The organism is Pseudomonas sp. PA-6-3C, assembly GCF_021605825.1.
In the GTDB taxonomy this organism is placed as follows: Bacteria; Pseudomonadota; Gammaproteobacteria; order Pseudomonadales; family Pseudomonadaceae; genus Aquipseudomonas; species Aquipseudomonas edaphica.
Genome location: NZ_WKDV01000061.1, coordinates 18,549 through 31,345, shown reverse-complemented (window position 1 = coordinate 31,345; position 12,797 = coordinate 18,549). Strand labels below are relative to the sequence as shown.

Genomic DNA, 12,797 nt, shown 5'->3' with positions numbered 1-12,797 from the left:
TCAACCACTTGCGCTTACGATCTCTCGTTAGCGGGAGGCGAATTCTACAGCGTTACACGCTGCTGTCAACACCTCTTTTTCAACTTCCTTTTGGCTTCGATGAACTGAAGCAACTCGCTGCCGAAAACTTCGTAACTCATTGTTTACCAAGGAGTTTTCCGTTTCGACTGCGCCGGAAGTGGGGCGAATTATAGACAGATATAAAACGCCGTCAATCCCTTTCTTTCACATTTCTGTCATATAGGTCAAAAAGGCCGCAAAAGCACAAAAGCCGGCCCCAAGGGGCCGGCCTTCACCTACTACGCCTTACAGACTCGGGAAGGCGAACTGCGACGCTTCATGGCTGGCCCGCTGCGGCCAACGCTGGGTAATCGCCTTGCGACGGGTATAGAAACGCACCCCATCCGGCCCATAGGCATGCAAGTCGCCAAACAGCGAACGCTTCCAGCCGCCAAAGCTGTGGTACGCCACCGGCACGGGCAACGGCACGTTTACGCCAACCATGCCCACTTCGATCTCATCACAGAACAGCCGCGCCGCTTCACCGTCACGGGTAAAGATGCAGGTGCCGTTGCCATACTCATGATCGTTGATCAGTTGCATCGCGGCTTCCAGGCTGTCAACGCGGACCACACACAGCACCGGCCCGAAGATCTCCTCTTTATAGATGCGCATTTCAGGGGTCACGCGATCAAACAAGCTACCCCCCAGGAAGAACCCTTCTTCATGCCCGGCAACACTCAAACCGCGGCCGTCGACTACCAGCTCAGCGCCAGAAGACACACCGTCTTCTATATAGCCACTGACCTTGTCCCGCGCCTGCCCCGTCACCAACGGCCCCATATCCAGGCCGCAAGAGGTGCCCGCACCAATCTTCAGTGCCTTGACCTGCGGTACCAACTTGGCGATCAACGCATCCGCCACCTGGTCACCCACGCACACGGCCACCGAAATCGCCATGCAACGCTCACCGCAGGAACCATACGCTGCGCCCATCAAAGCGCTGACCGCGTTATCCAAGTCCGCATCCGGCATCAGCACCGCATGGTTCTTCGCCCCGCCCAGCGCCTGCACGCGCTTACCGCGCTTGGTTGCTTCGGAATAGATGTACTCGGCAATCGGCGTCGACCCCACAAAACTCAGGGCTTTGACTTCCGGCGCTTCAATCAGCGCATCCACTGCGCCCTTGTCCCCGTGCACCACGCTCAGCACGCCTTTGGGCAGACCGGCTTCCTGCAACAGCTGCGCAATCAGCAGCGTGGAGCTTGGATCACGCTCCGATGGTTTCAGGATGAAACAGTTACCGCACACGATCGCCAGCGGGTACATCCACAGCGGCACCATCGCCGGGAAGTTGAACGGAGTAATACCCGCCACCACACCCAACGGCTGGAAGTCCGACCACGCATCAATGTTCGGCCCCACGTTACGGCTGTACTCGCCCTTGAGAATCTCCGGCGCCGAACAGGCATATTCCACGTTCTCGATGCCGCGCTTCAGTTCACCGGCGGCGTCTTCCAGGGTCTTGCCATGCTCCTCGCTGATCAACTGCGAAATACGCGCTTCGTTCTGCTCCAGCAATTGCTTGAAACGAAACATCACCTGGGCACGCTTGGCCGGTGGGGTATTACGCCAGGCAGGGAACGCCGCCTTGGCCGAGTCGATCGCCTGTTGAATAGTTTCACGGCTGGCCAATGGCACTTGGTGAATCACCTGGCCGGTGGACGGGTTGTACACGTCGGCACTACGGCCGCTGTCATTGACCAACTCACCGTTGATCAAATGCTGGATAAGGCTCATGCAGGGCTCCTGAAAAGTTGTTCTATATAGAAGGAGAAATCAGTCGATCTTGTTCAGCACTTCGCCGACCGCATCGAACAAACGATCCAGGTCCTGCGGCTTGCTGTTGAAGGTTGGCCCGAACTGCAGGGTGTCACCGCCAAAGCGCACGTAGAAACCCGCTTTCCACAAGGCCATGCCGGCCTCAAATGGACGCACGATGGCATCACCGTCACGCGGGGCAATCTGGATCGCGCCGGCCAGGCCGTAGTTACGAATGTCGATCACATTCTTGCTGCCCTTCAACCCGTGCAACGCATTCTCAAAGTGCGGGGCGACTTCGGCTACGCTCTGCACCAGGTTTTCCTTCTGCAACAGGTCCAATGCCGCCAAGCCAGCCGCGCAAGCCACCGGGTGCGCCGAGTAGGTGTAGCCGTGGGGGAATTCCACCGCGTATTCCGGCGTCGCCTGGTTCATGAAGGTCTGATAGATCTCGCTGCTGGCAATCACCGCGCCCATCGGGATCGCGCCGTTGGTGACTTGCTTGGCAATGCACATCAGGTCCGGGGTCACGCCAAAGCTGTCGGCGCCGAACATCGAGCCGGTACGGCCGAAACCGGTGATCACTTCGTCGAACACCAGCAGGATGTTGTGTTGGTCGCAGATCTCACGCAGTCGCTTGAGATAACCCTGTGGCGGCACCAGCACGCCAGCGGAACCGGCCATCGGTTCAACAAACACCGCTGCGATGTTCGACGCGTCGTGCAGTTCGATCAGCTTGAGCAGCTCATCGGCCAGGGCGATGCCGCCCAGCTCCGGCATGCCACGGGAGAAGGCATTGCTCGCCAGCAACGTGTGCGGCAGATGGTCAACGTCCATCAGGCCCTGACCGAAGAGCTTGCGGTTGCCGTTCACGCCACCCAGGCTGGTTCCGGCAATGTTCACACCGTGATAGCCACGGGCGCGGCCGATCATCTTGGTCTTGGTGGCCTGGCCTTTCAGGCGCCAGTACGCACGCACCATCTTCACCGCTGTATCGGCGCACTCGGAGCCCGAATCGGTGAAGAACACGTGGTTCAGGTTGCCTGGGGTCAGGTCGGTGATCTTTTCCGCCAGCTGGAAGGACAACGGATGACCGTATTGGAAGCCCGGGGAGTAGTCCAGGGTGCCCAGTTGCTTGGAGACTGCTTCCTGAATCTCTTTACGGGTGTGCCCGGCGCCACACGTCCACAGGCCCGACAACGAGTCGTACACCTTGCGGCCCTTGTCATCTATCAACCAGCTGCCTTCAGCGCCGACGATCAGGCGCGGGTCGCGCTGGAAGTTGCGGTTGGCGGTGTAAGGCATCCAGTGCGCATCCAACTTCAATTGGCTGGCCAGGGACGATGGGGCGTTTTCGGGCATGTTCATCAGCAAAACCTCGCAGGGCAAAAGGCAGCGTCGGGATTGAAAAGCGTTGTTGCAGCTAAATTGCCACGGCGATAAAGTCGGTGAAATCCAACTCTTCTAACCTTCAGTCAGGCCTTCACTAAACTATGAGCAGCCGTCGACCCGATCCCCTGGCCCAAGTCAGCGACTTCGATATCCGCCTGTTGCGCATCTTTCGCAGCGTGGTGGAGTGCGGCGGCTTCTCGGCGGCCGAAACCGTGCTCGGCATCGGCCGCTCGGCCATCAGCCAGCAGATGAGCGACCTGGAGCAACGCCTTGGATTGCGCCTGTGCCAGCGCGGGCGTGCCGGTTTCTCCCTGACCGAAGAAGGCCGCGAGGTCTACCAATCGGCCTTGCAGCTATTAAGTGCGCTGGAAAGCTTTCGCACCGAGGTCAACGGCCTGCATCAGCATTTGCGCGGTGAACTGATCATCGGCCTCACCGACAACCTGGTCACCCTGCCCCACATGCGCATCACCCACGCCCTGGCGCAGTTGAAGGAACGCGGCCCTGACGTACAAATCCAGATCCGCATGATCGCGCCGAACGAGGTGGAACAAGGTGTACTCGATGGTCGCCTGCATGTCGGCGTAGTACCTCAGGCGAGCGCGCTGTCCGGCCTGGAATACCAACCCCTATACAGCGAACGCTCACTGCTCTACTGCGCGGTTGGCCACCCGTTGTTTTACGCGGACGACAAGCAACTGGACGACCCACGTATCGACAGCCAGGACGCCATCGCCCCGACCTTTCGCTTGCCCGCCGAAATCCAGGCCCATTACCAGGCACTCAATTGCACCGCCAGCGCCTCGGACCGCGAAGGCATGGCGTTCCTGATTCTCACCGGCCGCTATATCGGCTACCTGCCCGACCACTACGCCAGCCTGTGGGTACAACAAGGCCGACTGCGCGCGCTGAAACCGGCTACACGTTTTTACGATTTGAGCCTCGCATCGGTCACGCGCAAGGGGCGCCGCCCTCATTTGGTGCTGGAAAGCTTTCTGGAGAGTCTGGCGGCAACGCGCTAATTCGGGCCTCTCGCTAAAAGCTGAGCAACTGGACAGCTTTTTGCAAGGGAACCAGGACCTTGAACCGTCCGCCCTGAGTTTGCCCGCCATGCCACCAGAAACCTTGAGCCCCAACGACCTGATCTACGGCCTGAACGACCGACCGAAACCACTGCCGGCCCTACTGGCAGCCTTGCAACATGTGCTGGCCGCCTTTGTCGGCATCATCACCCCGCCACTGATCATCGGTTCTACGTTGGGGCTCACCGCCCACCTGCCCTACCTGATCAGCATGGCGTTGATGGTGTCCGGCGTAGGCACTTTCATCCAGGCACGCAGGCCATTTGGTATCGGCGCCGGCATGATCTGCCTGCAAGGCACCAGCTTTGCGTTTCTCGGCGCGGTGTTGTCAGCAGGCTTTCTAGTGAAGCAACGCGGCGGCAGCCCGGAAGACATCATGGCGATGGTCTTTGGCGTGTGCTTTTTCGGCGCGGCGGTGCAGATCGTGTTGAGCCGTTTTATCGGCCAATTGCGCCGTGTGATCACGCCCTTGGTCACCGGCATTGTCATCACCTTGATCGGCATCAGCCTGATCAAAGTCGGCATCACCGACCTGGGTGGCGGTTTCAATGCGCCTGACTTCGGCGCGCCGACCAACCTGGCCTTGGGGTTGTTCGTCGTGTTGACGATCATCTTGCTCAACCGCTCGAACACGCCGTGGGTACGCCTCTCGGCAATCATCATCGGCCTGGCCCTCGGCAGCCTGGCCGCGTGGTTCAGCGGCAAGCTGGTGCCCCAAGCCTTGCCCGACTTGCCATTGATCAGCGTACCGATGCCGTTTCGCTTTGGTTTCAACTTCGACTGGAGCGCCTTCCTGCCCATCGCGCTGATTTATCTGATCAGCAGTATCGAAACCGTTGGCGACCTGACCGCCAACTGCATGATCGCCCGCCAGCCGATCAGCGGCCCTTCTTATATAAGTCGACTCAAGGGCGGCGTATTGGGTGATGGCGTCAGTTGCATGATCGCCGCCACCTTCAGCGCATTCCCCAACACCACGTTTGCGCAGAACAACGGCGTGATCCAACTCACCGGCGTGGCCAGCCGTTACGTCGGCTTATACATTGGTGTGCTGCTGTTCTGTCTCGGCCTGTTTCCACTGATCGGCGCGGTGCTGCAGCAAATCCCCAAACCGGTATTGGGCGGCGCAACCCTGGTGATGTTCGGCAGCGTGGCCGCCGCCGGCGTGCGCATTCTGGCCCAGGCGCCGCTGGACCGACGCAGCATGTTGATCATCGCCACCTCGTTCGGCGTTGGCCTGGGCATCGCCGCCCAACCTGAGTTGCTGCACTTGATGCCGCCTCTGGTGCAAAACCTGTTCGATTCGGCCATCACCAGCGGCGGCCTGACGGCCATCGTGTTGTGCCTGTTATTACCCGAGGCCAAAGCGAATACCGCAGGCGCAAACCACGCGCCGGAAAGCGACACACTGGAACCGCTTTGACGGTTTTATTGCATCGGGACTTGTCTGAGGCTTGAGGGTGGGTTATCTGTGCACACGTCGTCTCTATCGATCAGCACGGAAACCTCCATGAGCCTCGAAGTTCCTGCCCACAGCAACCACGCCGGTAAACCTGCCAGCCGTATTCGGCAAAAGAATGAACAAGCGATTCTCCAGGCGGCTGAAGACGAATTCGCGCGTCATGGCTACAAAGGCACCAGCATGAACACCATTGCCTCGAGTGCCGGGCTGCCCAAGGCCAACCTGCATTATTACTTCACCAACAAGCTCGGCCTGTACATCGCGGTACTGAGCAATATCCTCGAACTGTGGGACAGCACCTTCAACGCGCTGACCGCCGAGGACGACCCCGCCGTCGCGCTGACACGCTACATCCGCACCAAGATGGAATTCTCCCGGCGCCACCCCCAAGCCTCGCGGATCTTCGCCATGGAGATCATCAGTGGCGGCGAATGCCTGACCGAATATTTCAGCCAGGACTACCGCGCCTGGTTCAGTGGCCGCGCAGCGGTGTTCCAGGCCTGGATCGAAGCCGGCAAGATGGACCCCATCGACCCCGTACACCTGATCTTCCTGTTGTGGGGCAGCACCCAGCATTACGCCGACTTCGCCACCCAGATCTGCCGCGTCACTGGTCGCACCAAGCTGACCAAGCAGGACATGGAAGACGCCGGCACCAACCTGATCCATATCATCCTCAAAGGCTGCGGCATCAAGCCGGCCCTATAAACGAAGCGACTTATGCCTTTCACGCTGACCGGCCTTTGCGAATTTCGTGAAGAAATACGCAAAAGCCGCTTTATCACCCTGGCCGCGCCGATCACCAGCGCGCAAGACGCCCAGGCGTTTTTCGAGCAGCACAGCGACCTCAACGCCACGCACAACTGCTGGGCCTGGAAGCTCGCCGACCAGTACCGCAGCAACGACGATGGCGAACCCGGCGGCACGGCCGGGCGACCGATCCTGGCCGCCATTGAAGCCCAAGGCTTTGATCAGGTCGCCGTGCTGGTGATTCGCTGGTACGGCGGCATCCAGCTGGGCACCGGCGGCCTGGCTCGCGCCTACGGCGGCGGCGCGAACAAATGCCTGCAGAATGCCGAACGCATCGAGCTGATCAGCCGCGTGCCGCTGAGCTGTGCCTGCAGTTTCTCGGAATTGAACCTGGTGAAACTGCGCGTGGCCGAACTGGGCGGGCTGGTGGTGGAAGAAACCTTCACCGCCAACGGCGTCGAGCTACAGCTCGCACTCGGCGAGGCGCACATCGACACGCTGCAAACCCAGCTCGCCGACCTCAGCCGTGGGCGCATCCTGCTCGAACGCTGAAACTGCCCACATCTACTGTGCACCTGCCTGTGGATAACCTGAGCACACCCGTCTGTAACCCTTTTGTCATAAGGGCTTACGGGCGCCGGTCATTTTTTGATCAGTATTCACCGGGAGTAGTTGCGCAACGCCCCATAGCAGTTCCAACAGCAGAATTATCCACAGCACCGACGTGGAGCCCTGCATCAGCGCGTACAGCTGCCAGGTCGCAAACAGACCACGGCCGGCCGCGTCATACAGCCCGAATTGGCGTTGAGGGTCGCGAATACGCAGCACTGCCCACACGCACACGATCGAGCCGAGCAGGTTGGCCATCAGCACATGCGCAGGCAGAAACGGCGGTAGCTCGCCCGGCAGGTTCAAGCCCTGCAACAGGCCGTGTACTAATGCAAAACTCCACGGCGTGACAAACGCGGCGGTGATGATCAAGTCATACCAGGCACTGGCCCGCACCAATGTCCGGTAGCGTTTTTGTGTCCACATAGCAGCAAGCTCCTTCAATTCAAGAAGCCAGCAGGCTAAAGCCTGGAGTATGCTCCAGGGTCAAGCCCTCTCGAGCCCGTCTCATGCGTATCGGCGAATTAGCCCAGGCCAGCCAGGTCAGCCGCGACACCTTGCGCTTCTATGAGCAGCGCGGGTTGATCGCCGCGCAACGCAGCGCCAACGGTTACCGCGACTACCCGCCGGACATGCTGCAACTGGTGCTCTATATCAAGACTGCGCAGCGCCTGGGTTTCAGCCTCGGCGAGATCGGCACCAGCGTCGCCGCCTTATGGCAGGCGCCCGATCCCGACGCTGCCGTCACACAATTGCTGCAAGACAAGCTCAACCTGATCGAAACCCGCATCACTGAACTCGGCCATCTGCGCCAGGAGTTGCAGCAAAGGCTCGGGCAACGTTGTCCACTGAATCCGTGAACCTCCACTCCAAAGGAAGCCCTTCATGTCTACGCCAAAAACCGCACTGATCATCGGCGCCTCGCGCGGCCTGGGCCTTGGCCTGGTCAAGCAACTGCTGCAGGACGGCTGGGAGGTGACCGCCACCGTGCGCGACCCGAACAAGGCCGATGCGCTCAAAGCCGTGGGCCAGGTGCAGATCGAGAAGCTGGACATGGACGATCAACAAGCCGTGATCGCCTTGGCCCAACGCCTGAAGGAGCGCACCTTCGACCTGCTGTTCGTCAACGCCGGCGTCAAAGGCCCTGCCAACCAGGAGCCGGGCCACGCCACCCTGGCGGAAGTCGGCCAACTGTTTTTCACCAACGCCGTGGCGCCGATCAACCTGGCCCAGCGCTTTGTCGGGCAGATCCGCAAAGACACCGGCGTGCTGGCGTTCATGAGTTCGGTGCTGGGCAGCGTGACTATTCCCGATGGCTCCGACCTGGCGCTGTACAAGGCCAGCAAGGCTGCACTCAACTCCATGACCAACAGCTTTATCACGCAACTGGGCGACCATAAGCTCACCGTGCTGTCGCTGCATCCGGGCTGGGTGAAAACCGACATGGGCGGCGAAAACGCGCACATCGATGTCGACACCAGCGTGCGCGGCCTGGTGGATCAGGTGAATGCCTACACCGGCAAAGGCGGCCATCACTTCGTGGACTACAAGGGCGACACCATCGCCTGGTAACAGCTCGGTCCAACCTGTGGGAGCGGGCTTGCCCGCGATGGTCTCAAGAGCACCTCGCTCCTACAGATAGACCTGATCATGGACTACACGTAAACTCTGCTCCTCGCCCTCACCGGCGACCCTGGATCAGCAGACAGGGCAACACTGAGCTGGCAAACCTGAACCCATCATTCAGAGGAGCCGGCCAATGCCTGCGACCCGTATCTGGTTAAAAAACCCCCTCGCGATCTTCACCGCCAATGGCCTCGACGCCCGTGGTGGCCTGGTGCTGCAAGACGGTGTGATCACCGAAGTGCTGGGCTTGGGAAAAGAGCCCACCGTGCCGTGCGGACAAGTATTCGATGCACGCGAACATGTGATCCTGCCGGGGCTGATCAACACTCACCATCACTTCTACCAAACCCTGACCCGCGCCTGGGCGCCGGTGGTGAACCAGCCGCTCTTCCCGTGGCTGAAAACCCTGTACCCGGTCTGGGCACGCCTGACCCCGGAAAAACTCGCGCTGGCGTCCAAAGTCGCCCTCGCAGAGTTGCTGCTCTCCGGCTGTACCACGGCGGCCGACCACCATTACCTGTTCCCTGACGGCCTGGAAAATGCCATCGATGTACAAGTAGAAAGCGTGCGCGAACTGGGCATGCGCGCCATGCTCACCCGCGGCTCCATGAGCCTGGGCGAAGCCGATGGCGGCCTGCCGCCGCAGCAAACCGTGCAACAAGGCCAGGTTATCCTCGAAGACAGCCAGCGCCTGATCCGCGAATACCACCAGCGCGGCGATGGCGCGCAAATCCAGATCGCCCTGGCGCCCTGCTCGCCGTTTTCGGTCACCCCGCAAATCATGCAAGCCAGCGCCGAACTGGCCAACAGCCTCGACGTGCGCCTGCACACGCACCTGGCCGAAACCCTCGACGAAGAAGACTTCTGCCTGCAGCGTTTCGGGCTGCGCACGGTGGACTACCTCGACAGCGTTGGCTGGCTCGGCCCACGCACCTGGCTGGCCCACGGCATTCACTTCAACCCGGATGAGATCGCCCGCCTGGGCGCCGCCGGCACCGGTATCTGCCATTGCCCAAGTTCGAATATGCGCCTGGCTTCCGGCATCTGCCCGACCCTGGACCTGCTCGCCGCCGGCGCGCCGATTGGCCTGGGCGTCGACGGTTCGGCCTCCAACGATGCCTCGAACATGATCCTCGAAGCGCGCCAGGCCCTGTACATCCAGCGCCTGCGTTACGGCGCAGAAAAGATCACCCCGGAAGGCGTGCTGGGCTGGGCCACCAAAGGCTCGGCGCAGTTGCTGGGGCGCACGGATATCGGTGAGTTGGCCGTGGGCAAACAGGCTGACCTGGCGCTGTTCAAACTCGATGAGCTGCGCTTTTCCGGCAGCCATGACCCGATTTCGGCGCTGCTGCTGTGCGGCGCCGACCGCGCGGATCGGGTGATGATCGGCGGCAAGTGGCGGGTGATCGATGGGCAGGTTGAAGGGCTGGACCTGAAAGGCTTGATCGCCGATCACAGCCAGGCGGCGAAACAACTGATCGCCGGAACCTGAGCCCTGCACAAAGCCAACTGTGGGAGCTGGCTTGCCTGCGATGCAGACACCTCGGTCTATCAGCCATACCGAGTGGATGCCATCGCGGGCAAGCCCGGCTCCCACATGGGTTTTAAGGTGTGCTTGAGGGCCGGTTACACCCCAAGCAACGACAACATGATAAAGGTCGCAAACAACACATGTGGGAGCTGGCTTGCCTGCGATGCAGGCACCTCGGTCTTTCAGCCATACCGAGTTAATGCCATCGCGGGCAAGCCCGACTCCCACATGGGATTTAGGGTGTGCTTGAGGGCCGGTTACACCCCAAGCAACGACAACATGATAAAGGTCGCAAACAACACAAAGTGCGTCATCCCTTCGATGGCATTGGTTTCGCCATCATTGAGGTTGATCGCACTCACCACCAGTGTGATCAACACCATCACGGTCTGCACCGGTGTCATCGCCATCTGGAACGGCTGGCCGGTGTAGAGCGCCATGGCTTCCATCACCGGCACCGTCAAAATCACCGTCGACAACGATGCACCCAGTGCGATGTTGACCACCGACTGCATGCGGTTAGCCAAGGCTGCACGCAATGCCGTCAGAATTTCCGGCGCGGCCGAAATCGCCGCCACCACAATCGCGGTAATCACCGGCGGTGCGCCCGTACCTTCCAGGCCCAGGTCGAGGGTCTTGGACATCACCTCGGCCAATGCGCCAATCACAATCACGCCAAACACCAACGTACCGATGGAAAACGCCAGGTTGATCGACGGCTCCTGCTGTTCTTCCGGCTGCTTTTTTCGGCGTTTTTCCGGGTAGCTATAGCTGAAGAAGTAACTGTGTGGCCCGACCTGCATGCGCAGGAACAGGGTGTAGAGCAACACCATCGCGCCGATGGTGAAGGCCGAGTAAATTTTCCAGTCAGCCTCGGGAATAAACTCCGGCACCACCATCGATACGCCCATGGCGGTGAGGATCATCACGCTGTAACTGCGTGCCGAGTCATCGTTGTAGGACTGTTCACCATGCTTGATGCCGCCCATCAGCGCGGCCAGGCCAAGGATGCCGTTGATATCGAGCATCACCGCCGAATAGATCGTGTCACGTACCAAAGTCGGCGAGGGCTCGTTGCTCATCATAATCGCCAGGATCACCACTTCCACCAGCACGGCGGCGAGGGTCAGGATCATGGTGCCGTAAGGGTCACCGACCTTTTCCGCCAGTTGCTCGGCGTGGTGGGCGACGCGCATCGACGCCATGACAATAAAAGCGATGAGCGCCATGCCGCCGAGCAGGGCGATCATCTGCCCGCTGTGCAGCATCCAGTGCTCCAACGGGTAGGCGGCGATGGCGGCGATCAACGCCAGCCACATGAATTTTTCTTGCTTGAGGGATGTGAGCATTCCGGGCCTTTTTGTGCAGCAAATCAGTCATTGATGGGGTACAGACTGCACCACGTCGCTAACGTTTCGTTACACCTTAGTTCAGATGGCCCTTGCGCGAATAAAACCAATACTCTCCTGCTGGTCAGGTTTTGCCGACTATTTCAGCCATGGCCTGTAGAATGCCGCCATTGCACCTGATGAGAATTTAGAACATGTACGATTGGCTCAACGCCCTGCCCAAGGCTGAATTGCACCTGCACCTGGAAGGCTCGCTGGAGCCTGAGTTGCTGTTTGCCCTGGCCGAACGCAACAAGATTGCACTGCCGTGGAATGACGTCGAAACCCTGCGCAAGGCCTACGCCTTCAACAACCTGCAAGAGTTTCTCGACCTGTATTACAAGGGCGCCGATGTGCTGCGCACGTCCCAGGATTTCTATGACCTGACCTGGGCCTACCTGCTGCGCTGCAAAGAACAGAACGTGATCCACACCGAACCGTTCTTCGACCCGCAGACCCACACCGACCGTGGCGTGCCATTCGAAGTGGTGCTCAACGGCATCGCCGCTGCGCTCAAAGATGGCGAGCAGCAACTGGGTATCACCAGCGGTTTGATCCTGAGCTTCCTGCGCCACCTGAGCGAAGCCGAAGCCGAGAAAACCCTCGACCAGGCGCTGCCGTTCCGTGACGCGTTTGTGGCCGTCGGCCTGGACAGCTCGGAAATGGGTCACCCACCGAGCAAGTTCCAGCGCGTGTTCGACCGTGCCCGCCATGAAGGCTTCCTTACCGTGGCCCACGCCGGCGAAGAAGGCCCGCCCGAGTACATCTGGGAGGCCATCGACCTGCTGAAAATCCAGCGTATCGACCATGGCGTACGCGCCATCGAAGACGAACGCTTGATGCAGCGCATCATCGACGAGCAGATCCCGCTGACCGTGTGCCCACTGTCCAACACCAAGCTCTGTGTGTTCGACGACATGGCCCAGCACAACATCCTCGACATGCTTGAGCGTGGCGTGAAGGTGACGGTGAACTCGGATGACCCGGCGTACTTCGGCGGCTATGTCACCGAGAACTTCCACGCGCTGTACACCTCCCTGGGCATGACCCAGGACCAGGCCAAACGCCTGGCGCAGAACAGCCTGGATGCGCGGCTCGTGAAGCCATAACTGCATAAACGCAGTTCAAATAATGTG

Annotated in this window: 12 protein-coding genes; 8 read left to right on the top strand and 4 right to left on the bottom strand. The window is 60.2% G+C overall.

The genetic code is table 11. The annotated features are described in order from the left end of the window. Window positions 1-306: 306 nt before the first annotated feature. Together GIW48_RS27645 and GIW48_RS27640 are read right to left on the bottom strand one after the other, a co-directional pair. On the bottom strand, window positions 307-1,800 hold the full coding sequence (locus GIW48_RS27645) for a CoA-acylating methylmalonate-semialdehyde dehydrogenase (RefSeq protein ID WP_017134728.1): 1,494 nt from the start codon (window positions 1,798-1,800) through the stop codon (window positions 307-309). A 39-nt stretch (window positions 1,801-1,839) separates the two neighbouring features. Continuing rightward, window positions 1,840-3,189 (bottom strand): aspartate aminotransferase family protein, encoded by a 1,350-nt coding sequence (locus GIW48_RS27640; protein ID WP_017134727.1) that lies wholly within the window; start codon window positions 3,187-3,189, stop codon window positions 1,840-1,842. 125 nt (window positions 3,190-3,314) lie between these two features. Here GIW48_RS27640 and GIW48_RS27635 point away from each other — a divergent pair, with 125 nt between their 5' ends. From GIW48_RS27635 to GIW48_RS27620, 4 genes are all read left to right on the top strand, one after another. Then, window positions 3,315-4,235 carry a LysR family transcriptional regulator gene (locus tag GIW48_RS27635; RefSeq protein ID WP_017134726.1) on the top strand — a complete coding sequence of 307 codons (921 nt, stop codon included), beginning with the start codon at window positions 3,315-3,317 and terminating at the stop codon, window positions 4,233-4,235. Between the two features lie 88 nt (window positions 4,236-4,323). Next, on the top strand, window positions 4,324-5,718 hold the full coding sequence (locus GIW48_RS27630) for a uracil-xanthine permease family protein (protein WP_026013502.1): 1,395 nt from the start codon (window positions 4,324-4,326) through the stop codon (window positions 5,716-5,718). 87 nt (window positions 5,719-5,805) lie between these two features. Further along, on the top strand, window positions 5,806-6,465 hold the full coding sequence (locus GIW48_RS27625) for a TetR/AcrR family transcriptional regulator (protein ID WP_017134724.1): 660 nt from the start codon (window positions 5,806-5,808) through the stop codon (window positions 6,463-6,465). Between the two features lie 12 nt (window positions 6,466-6,477). After that, complete coding sequence (locus GIW48_RS27620) at window positions 6,478-7,059, top strand: IMPACT family protein (RefSeq protein ID WP_065930576.1); 582 nt, start codon at window positions 6,478-6,480, stop codon at window positions 7,057-7,059. Window positions 7,060-7,125: 66 nt separating this feature from the next. Here GIW48_RS27620 and GIW48_RS27615 read toward each other — a convergent pair whose 3' ends face one another. After that, window positions 7,126-7,542, bottom strand: a complete 417-nt coding sequence (locus GIW48_RS27615) for a hypothetical protein (protein ID WP_099550559.1) — start codon at window positions 7,540-7,542, stop codon at window positions 7,126-7,128. A gap of 83 nt (window positions 7,543-7,625) precedes the next feature. On the opposite strand from GIW48_RS27615, the gene GIW48_RS27610 reads away from it, so the two are divergent. The 3 genes from GIW48_RS27610 (at window position 7,626) to GIW48_RS27600 (ending at window position 10,234) form a co-directional block, all read left to right on the top strand. Beyond that, window positions 7,626-7,976: a MerR family transcriptional regulator gene (locus GIW48_RS27610; RefSeq protein ID WP_099550558.1), complete on the top strand. Its 351-nt coding sequence runs from the start codon at window positions 7,626-7,628 to the stop codon at window positions 7,974-7,976. 25 nt (window positions 7,977-8,001) lie between these two features. Next, window positions 8,002-8,688: an SDR family oxidoreductase gene (locus tag GIW48_RS27605; RefSeq protein WP_017134720.1), complete on the top strand. Its 687-nt coding sequence runs from the start codon at window positions 8,002-8,004 to the stop codon at window positions 8,686-8,688. A gap of 187 nt (window positions 8,689-8,875) precedes the next feature. Next, window positions 8,876-10,234, top strand: a complete 1,359-nt coding sequence (locus GIW48_RS27600) for an 8-oxoguanine deaminase (RefSeq protein ID WP_138450879.1) — start codon at window positions 8,876-8,878, stop codon at window positions 10,232-10,234. A 296-nt stretch (window positions 10,235-10,530) separates the two neighbouring features. Here the strand turns inward: GIW48_RS27600 and GIW48_RS27595 are convergent, their stop codons facing one another. Further along, window positions 10,531-11,622, bottom strand: coding sequence for a calcium:proton antiporter (locus GIW48_RS27595; RefSeq protein ID WP_236462734.1), 1,092 nt, complete (start codon window positions 11,620-11,622; stop codon window positions 10,531-10,533). A gap of 194 nt (window positions 11,623-11,816) precedes the next feature. Between GIW48_RS27595 and GIW48_RS27590 the strand changes: the two genes are divergently transcribed. Beyond that, complete coding sequence (locus GIW48_RS27590; protein WP_017134717.1) at window positions 11,817-12,770, top strand: adenosine deaminase; 954 nt, start codon at window positions 11,817-11,819, stop codon at window positions 12,768-12,770. The last annotated feature ends 27 nt before the right edge of the window (window positions 12,771-12,797 follow it).